Source organism: Aquicella siphonis, from assembly GCF_902459485.1.
Lineage (GTDB): Bacteria > Pseudomonadota > Gammaproteobacteria > DSM-16500 > DSM-16500 > Aquicella > Aquicella siphonis.
Genome location: NZ_LR699119.1, coordinates 708,144 through 731,734 on the forward strand (window position 1 = coordinate 708,144; position 23,591 = coordinate 731,734).

Sequence of the window (23,591 nt, forward strand, 5' to 3'; positions counted from 1 at the left end):
AGAGCGTTGCAGCGAGCTATTTTACTCTTGAAGTATCCATTCTAGAATAATGGACAAAGATTTGTAAAACTAGTCGTTGGATAATCATCTTCATCCAGAAAATCACGAGCAGAGAATAATAAATGACTATTGTCGATATTATAACTTTCATCTTTCTTGTCTTTCGCGGATGTTGATACAAGTGCAGAAGCTGATTCTTGCTCGTCAATTTTGGCTTTTTCTGACTGATGTTCTTTTACACACAAAAGGGCGGAATGCAATTTATCCGATTCGCTTGAAAAAATCATATCCAATTGTTCAAACAGGGAGGGTGCATATTGCTTGAATGATGCCAGATAGGCTTCTGAAAAATAAATTGGATTTACCACTAATACCGAGCTGATTTTTATACCTAATTGTTCAAAATATGGTTTGGCCATTTCAACTTTTGCATGCTCTTCCAGATTATCATCAATTAACAAAATGGATACAGGTTTACTTTCAGGCGAGCGTGTTTTTATCCGCCAATAAATGTGCTCGATTTTTTTTGTATAACTTTTTCTTTCTGATGTGCCTTTCATCTGTTCTGACGCATTTAAATAACTCATTTCAGAACTTTGAATATTTAATTCATATTCTGAATTGATACAATTAACGAGTTTGAAAGCTGAATTATAACAAGGCTGCTCTTTATCTACCGCAAAAGCCCTTTGGGTTAAAAGATAAGTTGGATGTTTCGCTAATTGCAGCAAAAGATTAACTATATCTGTATTAATCATTCTTAAGCCGCTGTTCTCACTCATCACGAGTTCCAGTTCTGATTGTAGCGGGCTGATGCCCGAATCGTCATCTCTGGCTTTGAGCGCAGAAAGTAATAATAATTTTTCCACATCGAACAGTGTCCCATCAAAATCACAATATATTTCCACGTTTTCATGACTGGCTATTTCTTCAAAATCCGGGTTGGTGATGGGATAGCATGATGATTTCAGCTCAGAAACAGCAATGCCTCGCATTTTAAAAAATGAACTGACTTCTTTATTCGCGGTGACTACGATCATTTCATCTTTTGAAACCTGGTAATTATCGCTGTATTGCCATATCCCTGTTGGCGCGGCCGAGGACTGATCAGCAAATTGAAGCTTCCCTTGCCATAATTCTTTGATATATTCAAGTGCGTCTTCCGAAAGCATATCAAAAAAGACTGGACCAATAGGCAGTTCAAATGATTTCTTTTCTGTGTTTATTTTAATTTGAGGTGAGCCAGGAGTTTGATTTAATAAGTAAATGTGGAATTCGTCCATGCTCGCATCCGTTTTGATTTTTTGAATCCAGTGAGTAATGATGGGATGTAAGCGATAGCTTCCATGATAACTTTGAAAAAAAATATCAGGATCAATAATAAGAGTGACTTTCATTCCACGCCTCAATTATTTTCTTTCGATATTTTATGTAATATCAATTTAATTGTTATATTGCAACAATAAATTTGACAATCCTGCTTCCGCGCTATTAAACAGCCATGCTGGATCAGATTAATTTATATGCGCGCTGCCATTGTATTCATTATGACAATATACATCGGACGGAAAAATCACATGAATAGAAACATGTCGGCGTATTATGACTGGATCGCCAAATAATCAGGCTAAAAAAAACAATTGCCAGGCGTTGTCTGTAAGCTTTATCAAGCGGATTGGTTATGCAAGATCAAAGCGGTCCAGATTCATTACCTTGGTCCATGCGGCGATGAAATCCTGAACAAACTTTTTCTTCGCATCCGCGCAGGCATAAACTTCAGCCAAAGCCCTGAGCTGGGAGTTGGAACCAAAAATGAGATCGACACGGGTGCCAGTCCACTTGACCTCACCTGTGGCGCGATCGCGCGCTTCAAATACGTCAGCGTCTGCCGAGACAGCCTTCCATGTTATGCCCATATCAAGCAGATTCACGAAGAAATCGTTAGTCAGCGTCCCCGGCTGCCTGGTGAAAACGCCATATTGAGAGTGATCCGCGTTAGTATCAAGAACGCGCAATCCACCCACCAGAACGGTCATTTCGGGTGCGGTCAGCGTTAGTAATTGTGCCTTATCCACCAGCAATTCTTCGGCTGACACGGAATACCGGCTCTTTTGATAGTTGCGAAAGCCGTCCGCATAGGGTTCTAACACAGCAAAAGCATGGACATCGGTTTGCTCCTGCGAGGCGTCCATGCGTCCCGGCGCAAACGGAACGGTCACTTTGTGACCAGCATTTTTTGCTGCCCGCTCGATACCGGCGCAGCCGGCAAGAACGATCAGATCAGCCAGCGAGACTTTCTTTCCGTCAGTCTGAGCGTTATTAAAGGTGCCCTGAATGCCCGCCAGGGTTTTGAGCACTTTCGCAAGCTGGGCAGGCTGATTGACTTCCCAATCCTTCTGTGGTGCCAGACGAATACGGGCTCCATTTGCACCGCCGCGTTTGTCAGAACCGCGGAATGTGGACGCCGATGCCCAGGCAGTGGATACCAGTTCGGAAACAGTCAGGCCGGAAGCCAAAATTTTATCCTTGAGAAAGGCAATATCTGTTTCATTAACCAGCTTGTGATTGACGGGGGGGATGGGATCTTGCCAGATAAGTTCTTCGCCTGGAACCTCTGGGCCAAGATAGCGAGCGCGCGGGCCCATATCACGGTGTGTCAGCTTGAACCATGCCCGGGCAAAGGCGTCCGCGAATTGATCTGGATGTTCAAGAAAGTGTTTTGAAATCTTTTCGTAGACTGGATCAAAGCGCAAAGCGAGGTCTGTGGTCAGCATGGTTGGCGCGTGATGCCTGGACGGATCATGGGCATCAGGAATGGTTCCAGCACCCGCGCCGCCTTTTGCAATCCACTGGTGTGCGCCGGCAGGGCTCTTCGTCAGTTCCCATTCATAGCCAAACAGATTCTCGAAAAAGTGGTTGCTCCACTTTGTGGGTGTGGCAGTCCAGGTGACTTCCAGGCCGCTGGAGATTGTGTCGCCGCCTTTGCCGCGGCCAAAGCTGTTCCTCCAGCCCAGACCTTGTTCTTCGATGCCGGCTGCTTCGGGCTCGGGACCCACATGTTTCACATCACCCGCGCCGTGGGTCTTGCCGAAGGTGTGTCCTCCCGCGATAAGCGCAACCGTTTCTTCATCATTCATTGCCATGCGAGCGAAGGTTTCACGGATATCTCTTGCCGCGGCGAGTGGATCCGGGTTGCCGTTCGGGCCTTCAGGATTGACGTAAATCAGACCCATTTGCACGGCGGCAAGCGGGTTTTCGAGGTCCCGCTCGCCCGTGTACCGTTTATCATCTAGCCATTTGTTCTCGGAGCCCCAGTAGATATCTTCTTGCGGTTCCCAGATGTCCTTGCGCCCGCCAGCAAAACCGAAGGTCTTGAAACCCATGGATTCGAGCGCGACGTTACCCGCGAGAATGATCAGGTCGGCCCAGGAAATTTTTTGGCCATATTTTTGTTTGACTGGCCAGAGCAGTCTGCGTGCCTTATCAAGGTTGATGTTGTCTGGCCAGCTATTAATGGGCGCAAACCGCTGGCTGCCCCTGCCTGCGCCGCCCCGGCCGTCGCCTATGCGATATGTGCCGGCGCTATGCCAAGCCATACGAATGAACAGAGGTCCGTAGTGCCCAAAATCCGCTGGCCACCAGTCTTGCGAGTCAGTCATCAGGGTCTGAAGGTCCTTCTTCACGGCTGCCAGATCTAAGCTGTTGAATTCTTTGGCGTAATTGAAATCCTCACCCATTGGGTCAGACAGGGAAGAGTGCTGATGCAGGAGATTCAGCTTCAACTGATGCGGCCACCAGTCGCGGGTCGACATTCCTTTCCCCGCAGCTTGATGGAAAGGGCACTTGGTTTCAGTTGACATATGTTCTCTCCTTGGATTGATAGGGTAAGCCTTCCCGACAAGTCAGTCTGGATTATACCAAAATAAGTGAAACCACGGGCTGTCGATAGTGTGGTGCTAATAAGGCGGAAGGAAGCATTCGGGGCGCATGGAGCTATAAACTTCTCTTGCTGCACCTTGTTGAAATCTCGGCACACCCTGCTGGCGCCATCACTTCCAACAATCCCAGTCTTTCCAGCTTTTTTATCATGTTAGCGAGTGATTTCACGATAACATCATTATCAATCCCGCCCAAACCCAAGCGATGATTATCCTGAAAGGCAGAGCTGATGATGGTAAAGATACTCTTTAAAGCCTCATAACTGCCTTGTCCTTGGCCTTTGCCAGCTCTGGCAGCGATCAGATCAACGGCTTTAGTCAGGCCATAGAAAACCGCAGAATAGCAATTTGAATGCACAACATCATAACGCTGACTGCAGATATCTTCTTCTGCATCCTTGACCAATTTCTTGATCTCGGCGCCGGACAATATGACATCTGTCATTTCAGCGTCAAAAAAGCTGCCGGGAAAAAATTCATATTTCTTTTCATTACCCATATGCGTATCTGTAAAATTATAGATGGCGCTTAAGTTTATATGAGTGACCAGCCACCATGCAAAAGAGGATGCGTTACTGTCTGGTGATTTCAAAAATTGGGCATTCTGCCTTCCAATAATGAGAAATTCTCCGGACGCAGAGCGGAATGCGAGAGAAGCATGATGAACAGTCATGGGCAGGGAGAGACAGAGTTTGCGGGCAATACCTAACTGGAACAACTGATCGTCAGCGATATCGTCCAGATTGGTATCCAGCATTTGCGCATCGGAAATTTCTGTATAAGTGGTGGTTTCTTTTTGATTATGGATATCTGCAGTGATGAAGAAATCATACAACATGCTGTATTTCGATATTCTTTTAATTACAGAACCGAAAAACCCCAAACAACTTTGATTGGACACAGGGACCAGGAGTTTGTCACTGTTAAATTCGCTGTTTGTATGAACATGAACACTGGTCGTTGGAACCTGTTCCAGAGATGTGTCAAAACCCGCCATATCCTTTCTTGAGCTTTCCATTGTTTATATCTCTCGAGCTATTGTATCTCGATGATATAGAGATTATGCTTTTAATACAATGTGAATTTATATTAGCCACATGCCCCATGGATAATCGCGGGGCGTGTGACCATTACGTGAATTTGAACAGATCAGAAGCTTGATCGAATGGTCAGGCTGCTGCGTTGTTCGGTCAAATTTTGACGTATTAACTTGGCTGATTGATCGCAATCAAATTCAGATGCAATTTCTAACGCCTTGTTTACCTGAGCTACCACTGCCTGATTATTCAACACGCCTTGTCCATAATTATGCGAGATTACATCCAGCATCAACAAGCATAAATCCTTTATCAGAAAATGCATTTTTTTACTTGCGGCCGGGTGCATGTCTATATCATAGCGTCCGTTAAGTTGATGAAGGTGATTGTGATATCGATCATGAAGTTTTTCTATCGCCACTGCCAGAATACATACCGAAGCGGAATAACAATTTGAGTTGATCATATCGCAAAGCTGGCCTTTCCCGTTGCAAATAATGCTGTCCACTTGTTTGATCACAGCTTTGATTTCTTTCCCTGAAAACAAGACTTCCGACATCATGGGTTCAAAAGGTGCGCCTGGAAAGAATGAGTACTTTCCTTCATTATCAATTTGCGTTCTTACTCTTTCCGAATGCGAGGCTCCCCAAAATCCCAGAGTGCTCGACTTTCGAAAGATGGTGCTTTGTCTGCCGAATACAATGATTCCCCGCTCTTGAGTGAGATAGGTATCATGTTCATGAACCGACAGGCGATTAAGTTCATACATGATACGCATAGGCACCAGGACTACTGAAGAGTGCTTCAAAGGTGATTTTTCAATCAGCCCGCCTTCCAGCCATTCAGCAAATCCTCTTTTAATACAGAAGCCCAAATAAAACTGATCCTCATCATTAATCTGGTCTGGATCTGTATCAGACATATGCTTGTCTTTAATCGCGGGAAGTTGATTTTTCCGCTTTGGCGATTTGTCCGAAAAATCGGGAGTTGATTCATTTGACTTTAGCTTATTATTTGCCGATTTAATTGATTCAATTGATGATTTTCTCGAATACAAAAAACTGACCCCAAATGATGTAATGCAGACCATGGCGCCCACGGCCAGGCTAAACAACAAGCCTCCCTCCTGGCTTCTGACAAAAGCGGACGCAGCCGCGCCAAAAAGGAAACTAAAACTCATGTCTGAGCCAGTACAGTGGCGTTTTACCTGGGTATTGGCGTGCGTATTTGTGTTTGATGTTCGCAAAAACATTGTCTTATCCTCGCCTGTTGGGGTTGTAACGGATTATTTTTATATAAGTTTTTGATTAATAGTTAATTTATCTGCACATTTTTTTGCAGCTGCGAATTATACAACAGGAATATTGGTGCTGTACAACAGTAAACGATAGGTATGGGTTTCGTGCGGTTTCAAACTTTGGGCATAAAAAAAGCGGCGTTTCAGCCGCTTTTTTTACATGCCTGATTAGCTTTGGCTGCTGCCATTATTTTTTCCTGGTGAGAATGTTGATGTGACCGGCACTTCAACTGTAAGGTCATGGTCCGTTCTGTTGCCAAACTCAAATACTCTAAATCGAGCATTGTAAGTTTCAAGATTCTTCTTGGTGTCTACTTCTTTTGTGTAGGTTGCGTCAACATCTGTTTTTAAAGTTTTGCCAACACCTTCAAGCTGCATATCGGTTTCAATCTGGGCAGATGAAGGTGATCTTCGGGTTAAAACTGCGCGGCCTCTGATTCTGGATGCCAGGCACAAACGGCTGCTTCTTGCTGTATCCAGGCGAAGGTCAATGTCTGAGACTTCAGCTCTGTCACCTTTAACTTCGACATCTGCCGTGCCGCAGGCATGACAACTGAATTGTCCAAACCAGCCGCCCAACGGTGAGACAGTCGAGTCTAGCTTCACGTTGGCTCTTTGTTTTTTGGGTTGTTCTTGTGATTTCTTGTCGCGGTTATTCATAATTACCATTCCTCAATTTTGTGTATGCTTATTTAAAATTTTAGTGCTAAGATGATTTTCAGCATGCTTATTATAAGGGGTTATTCTTAATATTTTATTAGTATCGGGAGTAATTTATGGCAAATTCAAGACCGACTGTTACTGTAGAGTTTAAGCCTGAGTTCATGGAAAGAGTTGAAAAGATTAAGAATGGTAGCGTTACCAAGGAGGATATTATTAAGCGTTCTACTGACTGCGAGTCTGCCTACCTAAATGCACTAGCGTATAATATGTTATTTTACAATGACAAAGATAAGGGTTCGGCTCATCAAGACCAAATCAATTATGGCGATATCCAAGTCTGTAAAAGAAAAGGCATGTAACAGCCTGGATGGCAGCTGGCGCCAGCTGCCATTTGGCTTCCATTGGTAATTCCTTATGCCGATAGTCCTGATTACTTGCTCCCGCATTAACTAGGGATTTTCAATTTAAATTCATATGCACAAGATTTATGACGAATAAAAACATGATGATGAAAAATCGTGATGGCATCAATTTAAGCTATAAAATTGCAGGCAACGGCACATTAAATTTCGTTCTTGTTCATAATGCAGGCGGCAGCCGCCAATTCATGAATGATCAATTGGAATATTTGTCGTGCACAGCCCGGGTTCTAAACGTAGACTTGCGTGGACATGGCGAGAGTGATAAGCCGGAACAAAATTATACTGTAGAAGGTTTTGCTGAAGATATTGTTTATTTATGCCAAGCGCATGATATCAAAAAAGCTGTTTTTGTTGGGTTGAATTATGGCGTCAATGTCGCTATAGAACTGGCAAATATATCTTCGCTGGTTTCTCATCTTGTATTAATTGATCCTCCTGTTTTAATGGAGCCATGGGTTATACAATTGGTTCAAGAACACATTGATGACCTCAACAAACCTGCGCATGAAAATTTTGCTGAAACATTGGCTGAGGCGGTATTTTTAAATATCACACCGGATAAAAAACAAGTGGCAATCAACGCTTTTGAAACCACCGCCAAGACAGCGCTTGCTTCAACTTATGAAAACTTATTGGCATGGGATAAAGAGAGTGTCAGGAAGTTGCAAAGTTGCACAATGCCTGTTTTGTATATTCAATCTGGCGAACCATTTTGCACAGAAGATGCTTTGCGAACACATTGTCCACATTTAATGGCTGGTAAAGTTGTTGGTTCGGGGCACTGGGCTACGCTTGAGGTTCCTGATCAGGTAAATAGCATGATCAAGCGATTTCTTGATATCACAGAAAACAAGAGCAATGCCTGATTCTGCAAACCCTGTAGTTATGAAAATGATATTGTTACTGGAGAAACGCCGTGGAAAAAGAGTTGGCAGTCAAAGCAGAAATAAAGTTAGTGGGATTGGCTGTTCGCACAAATAATAAAAATGAAATGAATCCGCAAACGTCTAAAATTGGGGAATTGGCAAGCCGCTTTTGGAGCCAGAATATCGCCGGCCAGATTCCCAATAGAAAGAATCCTGGTGTGACTTTATCTGTTTATACCAAATATGACAGCAATGAACATGGTGATTATACCTATTTTATTGGCGAAGAAGTCGATTTATTTGAAAATGTTTCCGAAGATTTGCAGCGGTTGACCATACCCGAGGCTAGATATCAAAAATTCACAACGCCGGCAGGAAAAATGCCGGAGGTGGTCATTAATGCCTGGCAGGAAATTTGGAAGATGTCAGCGAATGACTTCGGTGGTGAGAGGGCTTATATAGCGGATTTTGAAGTTTACGATCAACGAGCAAGCGACCCTGCTAATACAAGCCTGGATATTTATATTGGAATTAAATAACCTGACTGCTCAAAATCGTGATGGCTGTTTCTTGGCAACGGGGGCGCGATTACTTTTCGCAATATAATCAATCCAAATTGAATTGATGCTTTATCTGGTCCATATTTTTTATATCCCTCAATCTGATTATCAACTCTACCTTGTCGCGACAGGAAAATTTCATTTTGAGATTGTTTATGTGCGTTTCAACCGTTCGGGGTGATAAGTTGATGATGGATGCGATTTCCTTGATCTTGCAGCCCTTCATCAATAACCTGGCGCAATCAAGTTCACGGTTTGTTAATTTGACTGGATAATCTGCTTTGGGATTATCAGGCAAGATTGCCGTTTCAGAATTTTCAGGTTTTTGAGTATTCAATGAGAGTGATTGATTCTGTGTGTGATGGCGTTGGGCGAGAACGCCTGGCGGAACGATGTTAATGTATCCTTTCTCGATGGATATATCCAAGATATCACGGATACTATTTGCATTTAACTGATTTTTAATATTTTCTACACAGGAGCTAATGACATCAACAGGCAAATTTAACAAACCTGCAATTTCAGATATTGTTTTTCGGCGGATTAGAAAAAATAAACAACATGATTCGGGTGTTGATAAGGCTGTGCCGCGGTATTCTTTATTCAAGATGAAACTGTTTGTCACGGTTGTTTTATTGTTTTTGTGTTTGAGTGGATGGCCAGCAACAAGATTGTGAATGAATCGAATGAGTAATGGATCCATGCATTCTTCGGCATGAGAGTAAGTTGCGATGTTATTTCCTTCCAGATCTTTCAGTATTGATTTCCTGAAGCGGTATGGACGAATGAGACCTTGAAATGGAAAAGTACAAATCCCTTTCATAGGTTCACCCGTTTGTATTACTTCGAGATCAAGATTTCTGTAGAATTGTCCATTGTGTGATAACGGATGTGGTATGGTCAGGTCTGAGTAGCCAAATAATAGATCTGAATTTTTCAAACCGAATTCATTTACAGTATTCAAATTTGCATTCAGGTAATTGGAGCTGAGATCCTTGATGATTACGAAACCTGGCATGTCCCGGATAAGTGAATTGATATCTAAATTGGCTATTGCCAAAGATGAATTCGCAACTGTCATGGTTATCGGCTTTACGTTCCAAATCAAGACTGAATGGAGCTAACTGTTTATCACCCTTTGGAAAAGCATTATGTTGTTCATATTATTGAAAATTGTAAAGATCTAGTTATGCGCCATTCTCTCTATATTTACCCTGTAAGTTCAATCCTGATCTGATCTGACAAAATTGCTTAATAAATAAGCATAATCGTGTCAATGGAAGGAAAAATAATATTCAAAGTGGTTATTTGGAATGGCAAAAAAATGTCTTTCCGTGATTTCACGGATATTCTCTCGTCTTTAATGATGGTAATGTCGCTCACACTTATACCTCGTGCTGAAATGGCATCGCATGAATATTTGTAGAACAAATGAACAGTTAGGGCGGCTATATTATGAAAGAAGATTATGATTTGAAGAATTGTTCCAGTACAAATGCTGTCTATTCACGGTTGGGCAGTTACATAAGTCTGTTTGTTCTAAGCTGCAGTGTATATGCTGGACCAATCCATGAGATAAGATTGGCGGCTCCCGCTGTGTCATTGTTTCAATTGGGAAATGCCAGTGCATTATTTTCAGGCGCGATTGAAGGTGAGATAACCTATCGTCAGTTAAAAACGAAAGGTGACTTTGGGCTGGGAACATTCAATGGTATCCGCGGAGAAATGGTCGCATTGGATGGGAACTTCTACAAAATCGGGCAAAAAGGGGAAACGATTCCGGTCAATCCGGACTGGAAAACGCCTTTTGTGGAGCTGGTCACATTTTCTCAAAATAAGGCGGTGCATTTCGATATGGTAAGAGATTATGTAGTATTGAAGCAATCCATTTCGTCTAAATTAGAAAATAAAAATATTCCCTATGCAATAAAAGTCACAGGAATATTCAAGTTTCTAAAATTACGAAGCCGTTCACCCAGGGTCGCGCTGCGGACGCAAGATGTGATTGAGGAAACCTATTTTGTGGAAAATGTTAAAGGTACGTTGGTGGGATTTTGGTTTCCTGAATACTTGCTCAGTCTCACTGTTCCCGAATTTCATTTTCATTTTATTGCGGATGACAGAAGGCTGTCAGGTCATGTATTAGAGTTAAAAGCGGAAAATGTCGATGTCACGATCAATAGAATTAATCAAATCGAATTAGCGTTTCCGCAAACACATGTTTACAAAAATGCAAAAATTACTGCCGCAACATTAGATAGATACAATAGGGCGCAAATGAATGGCGCAAACTGATTAAGTGAGGAATGCATGAAAATCAAACGAATGGGTTTGCTGGTAATTCTTTGTTTTTTGTCAGCCGGCGTATTTGCAAATAATATTCACGTTGTTAGAGCTGACGGAGATTTGAAATGGATAGATATGCCCAATTCGGCGGGCAAATATGCTATTATTGCCGGAGATCCAAAAAGGGAAGATTTATTTGTTATCAGAATAAAATTTCCAGCCAATTATTCTATTGCGCCGCATTACCATGATCATTATGAATACGACACTGTGATATCTGGTAGCTGTTATATCGCCAGGGGAAATGAGTTTAAAAAGAGAAATGGGGTATTAGCGACAGCGGGTACGTTTGTCTCAATTCCTCCGCGTCTGTCCCATTATGGTTGGACTGGTCCTGAAGGAGCTGTTATTCAGATAAGCGGCATGGGTCCCTGGAAGCCGAGATATGAGTAAATCATAAATGTTTTCACAACATAACAACAATCATTCTGATAACATAATTGCCATTGTAGGCTCCGGACTAAGCGGTATTGCAGCGTTTTGTCAGATGGTAGACAAGTTAATCGAAACCTCCACTGAAACACATAAAATCTTATTGTTCGAAAAAGAAAAGGAACAATTTGCTACGGGTGTCCCCTATACAACGGACTCTCCGTCGATATGGACGTTGAATAATCCAGCTGCCAAACTCAAATTGATGGCTAATGGTATAACGATGGCTGATTGGATGAATATCGCCAGAGAGAAATGGGAGCCATCATTTCACGGTATCAGTGAGGAATATCCGCCGCGTGCATTAGTGGGCTTGTTTTTAAAAGATCAATATACGAGTTATAAAAGCAAGGCACTTGCTCATGGTATAGTCATTGAGGAATATATCGAAGAAGTGATTGATCTTGAGCGAGACCATGATAAATGGAACTTGATTACTAATTGCCAGCGTCATTTTTCGATTAATACTTTATTTTTATGTCTTGGCCACGCCCCAAACAATCAATTCTCCCATTTAAAAGAATCACGTAACTTTTTTCCTGCGGGTACCCGCGTTGATGATTTGAAGCGGATTCCAAAAGATGTGGATGTCTATATTATCGGCGGACAGGCGACCTTTGTTGATATTGCACTTTGGCTGGCCTATGACAATCATCATGCGGGACGTATACATGTCATTACCCGAAATCCGCCAATTATTACGACCAAAGGTAATAATGACGCATGTGACGCGTCATCGATCCATGGGCTGACTAATATCTTGAAAACCCGGTATAAAAAGAACACATTACGTTTGTCTGAAGCCGAGTCGTTATTTTGGAATGCTTACAGCGTTGCGGCAAAAAAGCCCGTTGATTTGTCCAAGCTACCAAGACCGCAAACGGCTCTTTCCTATCAGATAAAAAAATATAAAAAAGATCCGCTCAGTGATGACTCAATTGGCAATGTGGATGAACTAAGATCGTTCATTTTCAATTTCTATTTTAGCGGCTGCTACGCTGAGTTTTGGGATAAATTGAAAGATGAGGATAAGGCCGATTTTAATCAGCGGCTTTATTCATTCATTTTTGCCTACCTGACTGGAATTACGCCGTTAAATGCTCAGTTATTGCTTGAGTTATACGACCGCGATCTGATAGTTGAAGAAAACGGACTAACATCTGTCCGATATGACAGTAATAAGAAGCGATTTATTCTTAAATTTTCAAATGATGACGAAGAGGAGGCTGAATATCTCATTGACTCCAGCGGATTAGGTTATGATATTAGTAAACAGAATGCAAATTTTTCACTACTCTCAAACTTGGTCACGAAAGGTTATCTTGTGCCGGCCCGATTTGGAGGGATACAGTTAAATGACTATGGTCAGGCATTCAATGGGGAGAATGAATTACAATCCAATCTTATCTGTATCGGGCCAGCCGCCTCGTACTGTCATCCGGTGCCTACGCCTTACGCTTCTTTCATTGCGATAGATGCCGTTCAAAAAGCATTATCCGCGTTAACTTTCAATACAACTTCTTTTCAATTAAAGGCGCTTTAAGGTATGCTGCGTGTGTTTCAGATTTGTATTTACATTCTCGCGGCAATTATGTCAGAAAAAAGTCTCGCGTTTGATAGAGACAAGTTCAAAATCGGCGAACATTTGACAACCGATCAGGCAAGACAATATATCCAGGCGTATTATGGGCGCCCGAAACAAAAATTTACTGTTCCTGATATGGGCGATATTCCTAAAGGAAGAGAAGGTGATGATATCAGAAAAGCCATTCTCATACTCACGAAAACGTCTGTTTATATGGGAGCGAATAACCGCGATGCAGCCAAGCGTCATGCTGGTCATGATTTAAATTGTGTTAATTGTCATCAAGCGGGTAATTCGAAGCTGCCAGGTACTAAAATATATAGCTTGCCCTGGGTGAATGTAATTAATGATTATCCCAAACTTGATACCAAGTCCATGCAAATTATTTCATTAGAACAGCGTATCATTAAGATGTTTGGTAATGGCAAGGTGGCGTTGACACCTCAATCTGATGAAATCAGGCTGATTATGAAATACTTTCGATGGCTAAATCAATTTGCAAAAAAGGGACATCAAATGGAAGGCACAGGATTGTATAAAATATATTTATCGCGTATGGCCAAGCCTGGGCGCGGTAAAATGCTTTACCAGCAAAATTGCATGCAATGTCATGGCAAATCAGGCGAAGGGATCAAGAGAGCGAATTTTGATTACGGCGGCGGATATATTATTCCGCCAGTTGATACTGGCTACCTTTATATGATCCCGGTTCTTGCAAGTTTCATTTACGTGAACATGCCATATGGAAAATCGAGTTATAACAAGCCTGCATTGAGTATTGGTGACGCTTATGATATCGCGGCCTATATTAATATAGATCTGCCGAAAAAATATAATCCGGACAGAAGCAAGGAATTTCCCGATCAAACTTTTAGGCCGGATTCATTTCTAGCGACAGTGAAATTGAAGAAAGGCTTATACAGCAAGATCTTGGGCCCTTATAAACATCCCTATGCCATGTAGAATTTATTGAAAATCACTCAATCAAGGAGAAATGCCATGAAATCACGCCCTGCACTTACAACAGGAAGCAGTTATACAGAGATATGTCAGCGGTTAGCCGGGCTTACGACGCCGCTCATATGTGACGCATCTCCACACATACGTTTAATGGATTCAGCAATTGTGCCTATTGGAGAAAAGAATCAGTGCATTGGTCGCGCTTATACAGTCAATAGTGCTCAGGATTCTTTATCAACTATGCAGGCTTTAGACGACTTACAGGCATTTTTGGCATTTTTGAATAGCGACACAGACATTGCTCCAACGATACTTATTATCGCCTCCTGTGGCGCGCCTCATGCTCTGGCTGGGGGGATGTGTGCCGCTGTAGCTAAACATAACGGATTTGGCGGCATTGTGACAGACGGTTTTTGCCGGGATATTAAGGAAATACAAGCAAGCGAACTTCCGTTTTTTGCCAAAGGGAAGTGTGCCAGATCCGGATCAAAAAACAGGGTAGGGACGATTCGAGAAAAAATTGAATGCGGCGGCGTTGCCGTTAATCCGGGCGATATCGTATTTGCTGACATTGATGGCGTTGTTATCATGGACAAGGAAGAGGCTGTATCGGCCATTGAAAAAGGTGAAGAGATACAAATGAAGGAAGAAATTGCATTACAAAGAATACAAGACGGCGCCAGATTCAATCAAATATGTAATATAGACGAGCATATTGAGAATCTTCGATCAGGCACTTCTTCAAAATTAAGATTAACCCTCTAGAGCGATGTTTTATGTGCAAGTGCTAAGCAATTATTAATTATATGGATTTTTGGAATATGCAGTCTCTCTGGCAGGTTGCGCGTTATAATTAACTTATTACATCCAGGAATTAAAAAATGAGCTTTAAGGAATGGATATGAAAAATAAAATGCGCATTTCTTTAATGCTCGTACTGATTTGCGTTCTAGCCATGTCACCCGTGTTTGCAATAGATTATGCAGCAGATCAGTTATACATAGATTGTATGAAAAATCTGGATGCTAATAATAATATAAAAATTACAACAGATGACCAATTCAAGGCTGGTTTTTGTGTGGGTTATATGAAAGGCCTGGATGACATGCTGTATTTGCGCTATTCAATGCAAAAAGACAAAAGCAAAAAGGTGTGGCTGTATTGTCTGCCGGATGGTGTGTCTCTTGATGCGATGAGTGCGGCTTTTATAGACTATTTAAAAAGACATCCGGAACTTAATGCAGAAGAAGCCGGCAAGATAGTGATAAAAGCTTTGATGGAAAAATATCCCTGTTAGTTTATGGAGTGTGGAATGAAAATCAATAATATCATCCATACATTTCTGATCACATTAACGCTTTTCTTGGTTCCCGTTTTTGCGTATGGAAGCTGCGGAACGTTTAGTAGCGGCGATTTGCTGAAAACGTGTGAAATTGGCATAAAGTCAGCTGAAAAAGGCTGGACAAACCTCAGTCCTGACGATGCGTATAACAGTGGGTTCTGTCTTGGCTATATCAAGGGATTTATTCATATGGAACTGGCCTACTCGGTTACTCTTGCAATCAAAAGCAAAGCTAACGCTACTGATGCAGATATGAGAAAAAATGCGCTCTTCTGTCTTCCTCCATCTATGCTGAACAAGAAATATGTGCAAATCTTTGTTGATTATATGCATAAACATCCTGAAGAAGCCAACAAGGATGCGTGTTCATCCGTGTTAAATGCATTTTCTCAAGATTACCCTTGCAAGTGATGACTTGAATCACTTTTCACGCATTAATTTTTGATGTCGTGACGCGGCGGCGGATTAACTTCCTGAGGCTGTGCGGGTGGATCAATTGCTTGTGTGTATGGTTTGACTCTGCAGTAATTGGAATTATATAAGACTTCAATGGCCTGATTGGCCAGATCATAATTGGCGTCACGCATGTAATAGAGTTCATCAGCGTCAAGTTCTCCTGGTGCCCACGACAGGATGCCTTTGTGGCCAATGCGCTGCGGACCCTCTACATCAAGGATATTTTCGGAAAACGGGCTCTGAGTAATATTGCGCAACTCTTCCGCATTGTTATAAATAACGACGTCTCTTGGTAACGGGACGATATTGACGTCAGGGTGTATACAATGACCTTGTAAATACGCATGCCCATGCGCGAATTCATGCAGATTAAGCTGGGCGAAATCAAGCATACAACACGTGACTACCGGCTTATTGTCAATATATTTCACCGCGTGACAGAAGTGGATTTCATCATTCTTCGGGATGATGACTATCAGTGATTTGATTGCACTGACATTTCCGCGGCATAGGTTTTCTTTTAGGAAGATGAGATATGCTTCCAGATTTGAGGCAAATAATTCATTTGCCGTCTGTTGCGGCAAGGGGTTCCTGAATTTGGAAAATATCGTTTCTTTTATTTTGAGTTCCTCATCAGGTGATTCTCCCGCTACCACGGGTTGAATTTCGTTTTGATTTCCCATTTGATAAACAAATGTAACCTGATTTTGATTTGCCAGGATAACGATCTGGTTAAGAAGATCGCGTGCCTTGTCAGAATGGAAGTTTTGAAATAAATATGAAAACGCTTTTAAATAATTGTTGTGATTGACGGCTATTTTGCTAAAATCGCACTGTTGTAAAAATCGATGAAATTCAGCTTGGATAGAAGCGGGATGATCAGGCTTGATCAATGACCAATATACGGATTTTTCATGCTCGCTTAATTGCAGATAAACTTCGGATGCCTTGATAAAAGCTTGTTGCAGATACAGATAATCCTGGATGTTTTTATAAAGAATCTGAGCTCTAATCTGATCTTGCTGGGTTAATTTATAATGATCCCGGTAATATATCTTGTCTGTATCCTGGTTGATTTTTTCTCGTAGTTCCTTTCTGATGGATAATAATTTACGCATGTGTTCGGCGAGTATTTTTGGCTGACTGTCATTATTATTTTCAAATAGGTAAAAACCGGATTTTTTACCGGAACCGATGATGGCGGACATGGAATATTTTATTCGCAAATTGATAATAGAGTTGTCAATATCGCATATCAGCTTGTCTACGTGATTAATGAAAGATTGCATAATTTACTCGTTTCTATGAGTGATTTTGAATTATTTAAATAGTTCAAGTAATTATAGTTACGTATTATTAACGCGTTATTAACACGCCATGTGGTTTTATTATCTTGTAAGCATTATCTTTATGATATAATTAAAACTGGTATACAAGCTGAAATAGGGAATTTATGCATAAAAAAATCATTTTATTTGTTGCTTGTACATCATTTGCATTTCATAGCTCTCTGCTATTCGCTGATTTGATGGATGATGACGGTATTATATACATACACTCAAAAACCAAATCATCGTCTTTTCAAATGTGCAAGGATAAAATGATTGGAGCGACAGATAACGTTTGTACTTGTTTGGCTGATAGCGCCTCCGCTAAAATTGATGATAATGAATTAAAAAAATGCGATATAAAGGACTCCAAATGTATTTCAAAAGCAATTGAGTTTGCTGTGTTGAATGCATTTTCACAGGAAGGCATCAAGGCATGTGTGCGGCAAAGTGAAGGCAAGTGATTTTCAACGGACTTGAATAATCATTTGTTTTACCTCCAGGATAGATATGTCTTTATTAAAAAATGACGGAGCGATTCTGGAATGGATGGCAAAGCATACCCTTGCGCGTTGCTGAGAATAGATTAAACACCCCCTTTTGCGATAATGGTATTATCCCGCATACATTATCCAGTCACCCTGAGTCTTGCGGCACTCATCCTTGACGCAGCCAATCAGAGCATACAATAAATTATCCAGCGTGACAAAATCCAACAATTACACCTGCCTTTACAGATAGAGGCAAAATTTGGCAACGCCATTCATTTATTACTGTTTTCAATATAAAATGATTATAATCAGTTACTTACGATGATATTACTGTTAAAGCTAATCGTTTTGCAGAATTTTGATACCACCCATGAACTTGCATCAAGGTGTTATATTGAAGGATTTAATATTAATCATAATCTAGTATATTGTTTAATAAAAATCAATTTGATATAGTGTAGCCCGATGATCAATTAGTAAACAATCAATAATTCTATCGGGTGTTTTCTTTAACGAGGAGAGCGTGTATGAAAGTAAGGCGGTTTGTGAGTTTATCGTGTCTGTTAATCACAGCTTGTGTATATGGCTGCGCGTTTGCGGGCAAAGAAGAGATGGTAAGTAAAAGAGATAAAATATTCTTGCCGAATGGCGAAGGTTTTATTTCTCTTCCGACTGAAGGTGAGAATCCCTCCAAAAGTATCAGTTTGGACACATTGAATCCGGGTTTTACCTATAATGTGATTTGCAAAGTTGTGCTCGATATCGGAAATAAATATCCAATCACTTTCAGATTCGATGTAAACAATAAAAATGACGGCAGAACTTTTTCTGGTGTCAGATTTGACGGCGTTAAACTTAAATCCAAACAAATGAAAATTAAGGATGACAAAAATCATACGGTGATTTTTGATGGAATTCAAACCGCGGGAAATGGCGCTGCGGTAGTCATCAGCATGGTGCCTGGCACTAAGACTATTAATCCATTAGATTATAATTGCTATGCTACTTATAGTATCGGGTTAGTTTAACTCTGTTCCTCCAAAGTCATCCGGTTTGCCAAAACTGGATGACTTTTTTGATGATCACGCATTCTGTCACCCGCGATTTGATTAATTATTGTCCATATCGTGTGAATATTACATAACTGTAATCGTTCTGTCATCTCTGCGTATATGAGCATTCCGTAAAATACAAACGCTCCAGTGAAATAAAGAAATAAAACTAGAGATAAACAAAACGAGGATATGAATATGTTTCGACGGAAGCCCGGTTTAGTAATCAATGACCGTATAATCAAACTATTAAAAGACGTGCGCGCTCAAAGTATACACAGAGAGGATGCGCTTAATACTTTCATAGATGAATCTTTGAAAAGAATAGACAGAGTATGCCGAATTTCTAATGAACATAATGCTGATGAATTGAAATACAAGTTTCTCACGCAATTGGAAGGCGTTGTGCATGACAGGAAAAAGTTTTTCAGCCGCGTATTCAAAACAAAAAGCAAGGATTCAAAAGCCATTGATTATGATGCCTTCAGAAATTATATGACTTCAGTAATTCCCTTGCTCTCTCCCGACGGGCCAATCTCACAAGCTGAAGACACCACATATTGTAAAAAATGCATTAATGAACGTATAGAAAAATTGATAGAAAAACAAAATGCTTATGTTGGAGACGCATTAACAGTATTCATAAATGATAAATTCCCAAGTCTTGAAAATGAATGCACACTGATGCAGCTGGATGACGATGCCAGTATTGATGTTCAGACTGTCTTTATTGAAAGACTGGAAAGATTCAATTTCAGCGGGGCGTATACGAGATACGGCTATCAGCATAGAAGTCAAAAATTCGAAAGAGATGAAATGAATCCTTTTGACATAAAGTATCAAAGCTTTGATCAAATGGTGAGTAAAGCAATTTCATTTCAGAGGCCGGATGATTTTATTTCACAAGTCCTGAATATACCCGATCAAAAAGAGCGGTTCATACGGGCCGTAAATGAAATAGAAAATGAAATTAAAAAATATTCGGGAAGCAATAAGATTAATATTGTCAGTCAGTTCGAAAGTAAAATGAAAATCATGAAAAATTCATTTTCCGATACCATGAAGAGGGAAGGTTTTTTCAAGGCGGCTGCTGAAGCTAAAAAGGAAATAGGTGAGATTTTATCTAAAATTCAAAATAAGGAGAACAAGTATTATAGAACCGGTCTTTTTGGCGGTTGTCTGTCTTTCTTTTCTGGATATTGCCAGTCCAACAGCTCGCTTCAGCCTAAAATCAACAAAGCCATGGAAGCCTTTGAAGGAATTCAAATTGGCGCAGAGAAGGCAAATTCCGCGAAATTAAGATAGCTTTCATTGCGGCATTCTTCTTTCATTAATGAATGCGGCCAGCCAGGCCGCATTTTTATTTATTACCATTTAATTAGTGGTATATGGTTAATTTCATTAAAAATTTAATGGGAAAGCGAAGCACGGCGCGCCTGCTATACTTTTATTATCAATATAAATTATTCAGTATTGGCGAGGTGTAAAATGAAAGGTCGCGAAAACAAGAATAATGAAATGCTTGAATCGTTCATGAAATACCAGTTTGCTGATTATGTGAACCAGATAAACGCCTTGTTTGTGCCTCCGCTTAATAACATGTCGGATGTATTACAGCTAGCCATGGGCTTGTCAAACATCTCTACCCACGCCTCAATGGAGGGTGACGCTGAAAGAACCATAGTAATGGCGACAGCATTGCAAAGATTGGCTACCGAATCCAAGCCAAGCGCCGCAGATTCCGATGAAATGAAATATAAAAAGGCGCTGATGGGTGAAGCGTTGAAAATATATATGGATATGGTAAAAATGGACTTTGACGACGCAGCCCTGAAATCCGCTCTGGCGAAGGTACAAACGAATAACCCGCTTATAGTGGCAGAGAGAAAAAATCTTGAGCACGTGGTTATTCCAACAGTTGAAACTCAACCTGCCGAAACCAGTACTGTAGCTTCAGTTCAGGCAAAGGAAAAAGTGGATCAAAATTATAATTATGTTGTGCAAGCCGAAACCGGAAATATCATTGACTTGTTCAAAACTCCTCCCAAAGATATGCGTGAAGTAATAGACCTCGTCATGCAGTTATCAAATATATCTAACCGTGCGTCAATAGAGGGAGAAAAGGAAAAGACAACAATAATTGCGACAGTATTGCAAAGATTGGCTACCGAATCAAAGCCAAGCGCCATGGATAAAGATGAAATGAAATACACAAAGGCATTAATGGGAGAAGCGTTGAAAATATATATGGACATGATAAAACTCGATTTTGACGATGCAACTCTTAAATCCGCCCTGGCGAAAGTACAGACGGACAATCCGCTTATAGTGCAAGAAAGAAATAATCTCCAGCAGCCGAAATCTTCCACAAGTTTGTTGGCATCGCAATTTTCCCGGGCGAGTACGGACACGGATACAATCTTGAAGAGTGCCACAGTGTCTGATCCGACCGAGGGTGTTTCAAAAGCACAGTCTGTTCGAGCCGAACCCGGCTCGTTAGCCCAGACAGGGAAAAATGAGAAGAAAACTGAAGAGAAAGAAGAGAAAGGTGAGAAGAAAGGCGTGGAACAAGTCCAATCCCGTACACTAAAAACCTGAATCAATATGCTAAATAATGGAGTATCAACATACTATGCATTCATTATCAACGGAAGGGTTGGCTGCCCTGTCTTCATTAAATTCAAATGAAGAAAAAATATTGAATATTATTTTGGATATTCTTCATGCCGGGAATGATAAAGCTGCCGACAAAGAAAAAATCATCAAAATCCTTGCTACTTATCCCCTCAGGCTCTTGTATGCGTTATCTGAAAGAAGTCCTGAAATAAATGAATTGCTGGAATCGAATGATTATCTCAATTCGTGCTGGTCTTCCATGTTGAAAAAATTGGGATACCCCTCTATCCCTATTGTATCGTTTGATCAGACAAGGAAAATTTCACTGTTTTCACAATTAAAAGGCGCTTTTCTGTTAAGTGAATTGAACAAACATCCTGATTTGAAAAATCCAAACTCATTCGCAATACTGAATAAAGCCTGCGAGATTGGAATGTTTCACGCGCTTGTTCGGCGGCTAAATTATATTTCTGAATTAATTGTAAAACGGAGCGGGAACAAGAATAATCATGACGAAATTGATACCTATATTCAATTTATTTTGAGAGATGTTAATAAATTAAGTAATCTGTACTGGGCAATTGGCTGTATTGATGCGGCTCTTATTTTATTTAATATTGTTAACTATTATTTCGAGGCATCAAATTACAAGCTTTCTATAGAGCGATTCTTCATGCTTGCCAAAACGAACCACTTCTCATGGATGACCCAATATGACGATAAAAATGCTCCTTATCCTATTCTTATACTGGAAGCTGCTGTGGAGAATTTATACATTGCCAGGCTGCTTTCTGATTTTCCGCAATCAAATGCCATTTCTGATCAAATTTCACATGGAAAAGGATTGATAGCGGATTTTGAAGAGCATTTTGCAAATCCAGGGGAATTGCAAAGCCTGGTCGTGAAAAAACTGAATATGCTTAATATTCCCTTGGTTGAATCGTTTTGCCGAAATGCGTTTCAACACTCAATCAAGACAGTTAATGCGCGCTATCCTGAATTCGAACTGCCGCAGGACTTATCCCAGTTGAACTTAAGATAATGCCGGCAGTATCCTCATAGACTGAGACCTGTTATCCGCTCGCTTGATCCGGCACTGATAAGACGCCCCCCTTAAATATAAAGGTGGTTTAAGTCAGTTTTTATTTGGATTGCGGCTTGAACACATCCAGCATTGGCACAGGACCACTTCCGGTGACAACCGAGGGCAGCACGCCATCCCATTTTGCGACCGCGGCACGCTGGACTTCAATTTTTCTCAACTCTAATAATTGTTCAGTAATTTGGGATTTTTGTAATTCCAGTCCTTTTGCTTCGGCTTGTGCTTTTACTATGGCTTGCTGTGCTTCATATTCAACCCGTTTTAGAGCGTTTGCCGCTTCCAGTGCCTGTTGCGTGGCTTTGACTTTTGCCTCAATAGAATCCTGAAAAACCTGGGTAAATTTGAATTCAGTGATGGACAGTTCTACCACATTGATTCCTAGGTCTGCCAGTCGTTTGGTTAATAAGGATTGCAATTCAGTCTTGACTATTGGGCGTTGGGTAATCAACTGTTCCGCATCATAATTTGCCGCTACGGATTTAACTGCTTCCTGTACAAACGGCTGTATAATACGTTGTTCATAATCCTGTCTTAAATTTCGATAAATAGTGGCAACGTCGTTCTGATCAAGCTGATAATTTAAGGTGACTTCTGTTGTCACAACCTGCAGGTCTTTACTGGAAGCGGTTGTCTGAGTGGTATATTTCTGGATTTGAGTGGACATGGGTACTACTTCTTCAATGAAGGGTACTTTGAAATACAGACCTTCATTCACTATTCGCCCGGTGACGGCGCCAAATCGCAGCATGACTCCGCGGTAACCAGCCCCGACCACTCCGACACTGGAAAAGACCACCAGGATGACGGCAATGCCGAATAATGCGATCAGAACATATTTGCTCGAGCCCGGCGGCGCTTTGAAATTATTAAAGGGTTGATCAGGGTAATTTGTCATGCTTGCATCCTAGGTTGTGAAGACTGGTTTGATCATGTTATCCATCGGCAGGATAATTATAAGTTAATCGTACCGTATTGATTAATAGGATGCAAAATAGGACGTTGTATTCCACCAGATTGATATAGGCAGATGCGAATTAATCCTGTTGAAATTTTGCTTGATGGTGTCACGAGATAATTATTTTATCTTTGCTCAAATAT

Annotated in this window: 23 protein-coding genes; 15 read left to right on the forward strand and 8 right to left on the reverse strand. The window is 41.0% G+C overall.

What is annotated here, in order from left to right; translation table 11 throughout:
• Window positions 1-41: 41 nt before the first annotated feature.
• The 5 genes from AQULUS_RS03395 to AQULUS_RS03415 all read right to left on the reverse strand — a co-directional run bounded on the left by AQULUS_RS03395 (window position 42) and on the right by AQULUS_RS03415 (window position 6,932).
• Window positions 42-1,397 carry a hypothetical protein gene (locus AQULUS_RS03395; protein ID WP_148338662.1) on the reverse strand — a complete coding sequence of 452 codons (1,356 nt, stop codon included), beginning with the start codon at window positions 1,395-1,397 and terminating at the stop codon, window positions 42-44.
• A 282-nt stretch (window positions 1,398-1,679) separates the two neighbouring features.
• Complete coding sequence (gene katG, locus AQULUS_RS03400; RefSeq protein ID WP_148338664.1) at window positions 1,680-3,860, reverse strand: catalase/peroxidase HPI; 2,181 nt, start codon at window positions 3,858-3,860, stop codon at window positions 1,680-1,682.
• A gap of 133 nt (window positions 3,861-3,993) precedes the next feature.
• Window positions 3,994-4,956, reverse strand: coding sequence for a hypothetical protein (locus AQULUS_RS03405; protein WP_148338666.1), 963 nt, complete (start codon window positions 4,954-4,956; stop codon window positions 3,994-3,996).
• Between the two features lie 131 nt (window positions 4,957-5,087).
• Window positions 5,088-6,227, reverse strand: a complete 1,140-nt coding sequence (locus AQULUS_RS03410; RefSeq protein WP_148338668.1) for a hypothetical protein — start codon at window positions 6,225-6,227, stop codon at window positions 5,088-5,090.
• Window positions 6,228-6,440: 213 nt separating this feature from the next.
• A complete protein-coding gene (locus AQULUS_RS03415; protein WP_148338669.1) occupies window positions 6,441-6,932 on the reverse strand; it encodes a hypothetical protein in 492 nt (163 codons plus the stop codon).
• Window positions 6,933-7,048: 116 nt separating this feature from the next.
• On the opposite strand from AQULUS_RS03415, the gene AQULUS_RS03420 reads away from it, so the two are divergent.
• The 3 genes from AQULUS_RS03420 (at window position 7,049) to AQULUS_RS03430 (ending at window position 8,762) form a co-directional block, all read left to right on the forward strand.
• Window positions 7,049-7,294 (forward strand): hypothetical protein, encoded by a 246-nt coding sequence (locus AQULUS_RS03420; protein ID WP_148338671.1) that lies wholly within the window; start codon window positions 7,049-7,051, stop codon window positions 7,292-7,294.
• A 143-nt stretch (window positions 7,295-7,437) separates the two neighbouring features.
• Complete coding sequence (locus tag AQULUS_RS03425; RefSeq protein ID WP_172622716.1) at window positions 7,438-8,223, forward strand: alpha/beta fold hydrolase; 786 nt, start codon at window positions 7,438-7,440, stop codon at window positions 8,221-8,223.
• A gap of 50 nt (window positions 8,224-8,273) precedes the next feature.
• Window positions 8,274-8,762, forward strand: a complete 489-nt coding sequence (locus AQULUS_RS03430; protein ID WP_148338675.1) for a GyrI-like domain-containing protein — start codon at window positions 8,274-8,276, stop codon at window positions 8,760-8,762.
• A 67-nt stretch (window positions 8,763-8,829) separates the two neighbouring features.
• Here AQULUS_RS03430 and AQULUS_RS03435 read toward each other — a convergent pair whose 3' ends face one another.
• Window positions 8,830-9,801 carry a response regulator transcription factor gene (locus tag AQULUS_RS03435; protein WP_172622717.1) on the reverse strand — a complete coding sequence of 324 codons (972 nt, stop codon included), beginning with the start codon at window positions 9,799-9,801 and terminating at the stop codon, window positions 8,830-8,832.
• A gap of 437 nt (window positions 9,802-10,238) precedes the next feature.
• On the opposite strand from AQULUS_RS03435, the gene budA reads away from it, so the two are divergent.
• From budA to AQULUS_RS03470, 7 genes are all read left to right on the forward strand, one after another.
• The gene (gene budA / locus AQULUS_RS03440) at window positions 10,239-11,078 is read left to right on the forward strand and encodes an acetolactate decarboxylase (RefSeq protein ID WP_148338679.1); all 840 of its coding nucleotides are present in this window, start codon (window positions 10,239-10,241) and stop codon (window positions 11,076-11,078) included.
• Window positions 11,079-11,093: 15 nt separating this feature from the next.
• On the forward strand, window positions 11,094-11,522 hold the full coding sequence (locus tag AQULUS_RS03445) for a cupin domain-containing protein (RefSeq protein ID WP_148338681.1): 429 nt from the start codon (window positions 11,094-11,096) through the stop codon (window positions 11,520-11,522).
• A 7-nt stretch (window positions 11,523-11,529) separates the two neighbouring features.
• Entirely contained in the window at window positions 11,530-13,104 is a 1,575-nt protein-coding gene (locus tag AQULUS_RS03450; RefSeq protein WP_148338683.1) for an FAD/NAD(P)-binding protein, read from the forward strand.
• 3 nt (window positions 13,105-13,107) lie between these two features.
• A complete protein-coding gene (locus tag AQULUS_RS03455) occupies window positions 13,108-14,109 on the forward strand; it encodes a c-type cytochrome (RefSeq protein WP_148338685.1) in 1,002 nt (333 codons plus the stop codon).
• A gap of 36 nt (window positions 14,110-14,145) precedes the next feature.
• Window positions 14,146-14,871, forward strand: coding sequence for an RraA family protein (locus AQULUS_RS03460; protein WP_148338687.1), 726 nt, complete (start codon window positions 14,146-14,148; stop codon window positions 14,869-14,871).
• Between the two features lie 136 nt (window positions 14,872-15,007).
• Window positions 15,008-15,403 (forward strand): Rap1a/Tai family immunity protein, encoded by a 396-nt coding sequence (locus AQULUS_RS03465; protein ID WP_148338689.1) that lies wholly within the window; start codon window positions 15,008-15,010, stop codon window positions 15,401-15,403.
• Between the two features lie 15 nt (window positions 15,404-15,418).
• Window positions 15,419-15,859, forward strand: a complete 441-nt coding sequence (locus AQULUS_RS03470) for a Rap1a/Tai family immunity protein (protein WP_148338691.1) — start codon at window positions 15,419-15,421, stop codon at window positions 15,857-15,859.
• Window positions 15,860-15,882: 23 nt separating this feature from the next.
• Here AQULUS_RS03470 and AQULUS_RS03475 read toward each other — a convergent pair whose 3' ends face one another.
• The gene (locus AQULUS_RS03475; RefSeq protein ID WP_148338693.1) at window positions 15,883-17,193 is read right to left on the reverse strand and encodes a hypothetical protein; all 1,311 of its coding nucleotides are present in this window, start codon (window positions 17,191-17,193) and stop codon (window positions 15,883-15,885) included.
• Between the two features lie 164 nt (window positions 17,194-17,357).
• On the opposite strand from AQULUS_RS03475, the gene AQULUS_RS03480 reads away from it, so the two are divergent.
• The 5 genes from AQULUS_RS03480 (at window position 17,358) to AQULUS_RS03500 (ending at window position 22,433) form a co-directional block, all read left to right on the forward strand.
• Entirely contained in the window at window positions 17,358-17,696 is a 339-nt protein-coding gene (locus AQULUS_RS03480; RefSeq protein ID WP_148338695.1) for a hypothetical protein, read from the forward strand.
• 554 nt (window positions 17,697-18,250) lie between these two features.
• Window positions 18,251-18,751 carry a hypothetical protein gene (locus AQULUS_RS03485; protein ID WP_148338697.1) on the forward strand — a complete coding sequence of 167 codons (501 nt, stop codon included), beginning with the start codon at window positions 18,251-18,253 and terminating at the stop codon, window positions 18,749-18,751.
• A gap of 222 nt (window positions 18,752-18,973) precedes the next feature.
• Window positions 18,974-20,080, forward strand: coding sequence for a hypothetical protein (locus tag AQULUS_RS03490; protein WP_148338699.1), 1,107 nt, complete (start codon window positions 18,974-18,976; stop codon window positions 20,078-20,080).
• A 228-nt stretch (window positions 20,081-20,308) separates the two neighbouring features.
• Entirely contained in the window at window positions 20,309-21,373 is a 1,065-nt protein-coding gene (locus AQULUS_RS03495) for a hypothetical protein (protein WP_148338701.1), read from the forward strand.
• A 34-nt stretch (window positions 21,374-21,407) separates the two neighbouring features.
• On the forward strand, window positions 21,408-22,433 hold the full coding sequence (locus tag AQULUS_RS03500) for a DUF5630 domain-containing protein (RefSeq protein ID WP_148338702.1): 1,026 nt from the start codon (window positions 21,408-21,410) through the stop codon (window positions 22,431-22,433).
• 100 nt (window positions 22,434-22,533) lie between these two features.
• Here AQULUS_RS03500 and AQULUS_RS03505 read toward each other — a convergent pair whose 3' ends face one another.
• Window positions 22,534-23,388, reverse strand: a complete 855-nt coding sequence (locus tag AQULUS_RS03505; protein ID WP_148338704.1) for a prohibitin family protein — start codon at window positions 23,386-23,388, stop codon at window positions 22,534-22,536.
• Between the last annotated feature and the right edge of the window lie 203 nt (window positions 23,389-23,591).

What these genes read in the sequence shown, in the direction of transcription:
- AQULUS_RS03485 (WP_148338697.1), top strand. Translation starts at nt 18,251, where the DNA reads ATGAAAGTAAGGCGGTTTGTGAGTTTATCGTGTCTGTTAATCACAGCT.
- AQULUS_RS03410 (WP_148338668.1), bottom strand. Translation starts at nt 6,227, where the DNA reads ATGTTTTTGCGAACATCAAACACAAATACGCACGCCAATACCCAGGTA.
- AQULUS_RS03505 (WP_148338704.1), bottom strand. Translation starts at nt 23,388, where the DNA reads ATGACAAATTACCCTGATCAACCCTTTAATAATTTCAAAGCGCCGCCG.
- AQULUS_RS03495 (WP_148338701.1), top strand. Translation starts at nt 20,309, where the DNA reads ATGAAATACCAGTTTGCTGATTATGTGAACCAGATAAACGCCTTGTTT.
- AQULUS_RS03405 (WP_148338666.1), bottom strand. Translation starts at nt 4,956, where the DNA reads ATGGAAAGCTCAAGAAAGGATATGGCGGGTTTTGACACATCTCTGGAA.
- AQULUS_RS03420 (WP_148338671.1), top strand. Translation starts at nt 7,049, where the DNA reads ATGGCAAATTCAAGACCGACTGTTACTGTAGAGTTTAAGCCTGAGTTC.
- AQULUS_RS03450 (WP_148338683.1), top strand. Translation starts at nt 11,530, where the DNA reads ATGTTTTCACAACATAACAACAATCATTCTGATAACATAATTGCCATT.
- AQULUS_RS03470 (WP_148338691.1), top strand. Translation starts at nt 15,419, where the DNA reads ATGAAAATCAATAATATCATCCATACATTTCTGATCACATTAACGCTT.
- AQULUS_RS03445 (WP_148338681.1), top strand. Translation starts at nt 11,094, where the DNA reads ATGAAAATCAAACGAATGGGTTTGCTGGTAATTCTTTGTTTTTTGTCA.
- AQULUS_RS03475 (WP_148338693.1), bottom strand. Translation starts at nt 17,193, where the DNA reads ATGCAATCTTTCATTAATCACGTAGACAAGCTGATATGCGATATTGAC.
- AQULUS_RS03460 (WP_148338687.1), top strand. Translation starts at nt 14,146, where the DNA reads ATGAAATCACGCCCTGCACTTACAACAGGAAGCAGTTATACAGAGATA.
- AQULUS_RS03465 (WP_148338689.1), top strand. Translation starts at nt 15,008, where the DNA reads ATGAAAAATAAAATGCGCATTTCTTTAATGCTCGTACTGATTTGCGTT.
- budA (WP_148338679.1), top strand. Translation starts at nt 10,239, where the DNA reads ATGAAAGAAGATTATGATTTGAAGAATTGTTCCAGTACAAATGCTGTC.
- AQULUS_RS03490 (WP_148338699.1), top strand. Translation starts at nt 18,974, where the DNA reads ATGTTTCGACGGAAGCCCGGTTTAGTAATCAATGACCGTATAATCAAA.
- AQULUS_RS03435 (WP_172622717.1), bottom strand. Translation starts at nt 9,801, where the DNA reads ATGCCAGGTTTCGTAATCATCAAGGATCTCAGCTCCAATTACCTGAAT.
- AQULUS_RS03415 (WP_148338669.1), bottom strand. Translation starts at nt 6,932, where the DNA reads ATGAATAACCGCGACAAGAAATCACAAGAACAACCCAAAAAACAAAGA.
- AQULUS_RS03395 (WP_148338662.1), bottom strand. Translation starts at nt 1,397, where the DNA reads ATGAAAGTCACTCTTATTATTGATCCTGATATTTTTTTTCAAAGTTAT.
- AQULUS_RS03480 (WP_148338695.1), top strand. Translation starts at nt 17,358, where the DNA reads ATGCATAAAAAAATCATTTTATTTGTTGCTTGTACATCATTTGCATTT.
- AQULUS_RS03455 (WP_148338685.1), top strand. Translation starts at nt 13,108, where the DNA reads ATGCTGCGTGTGTTTCAGATTTGTATTTACATTCTCGCGGCAATTATG.
- AQULUS_RS03425 (WP_172622716.1), top strand. Translation starts at nt 7,438, where the DNA reads ATGATGATGAAAAATCGTGATGGCATCAATTTAAGCTATAAAATTGCA.
- AQULUS_RS03500 (WP_148338702.1), top strand. Translation starts at nt 21,408, where the DNA reads ATGCATTCATTATCAACGGAAGGGTTGGCTGCCCTGTCTTCATTAAAT.
- katG (WP_148338664.1), bottom strand. Translation starts at nt 3,860, where the DNA reads ATGTCAACTGAAACCAAGTGCCCTTTCCATCAAGCTGCGGGGAAAGGA.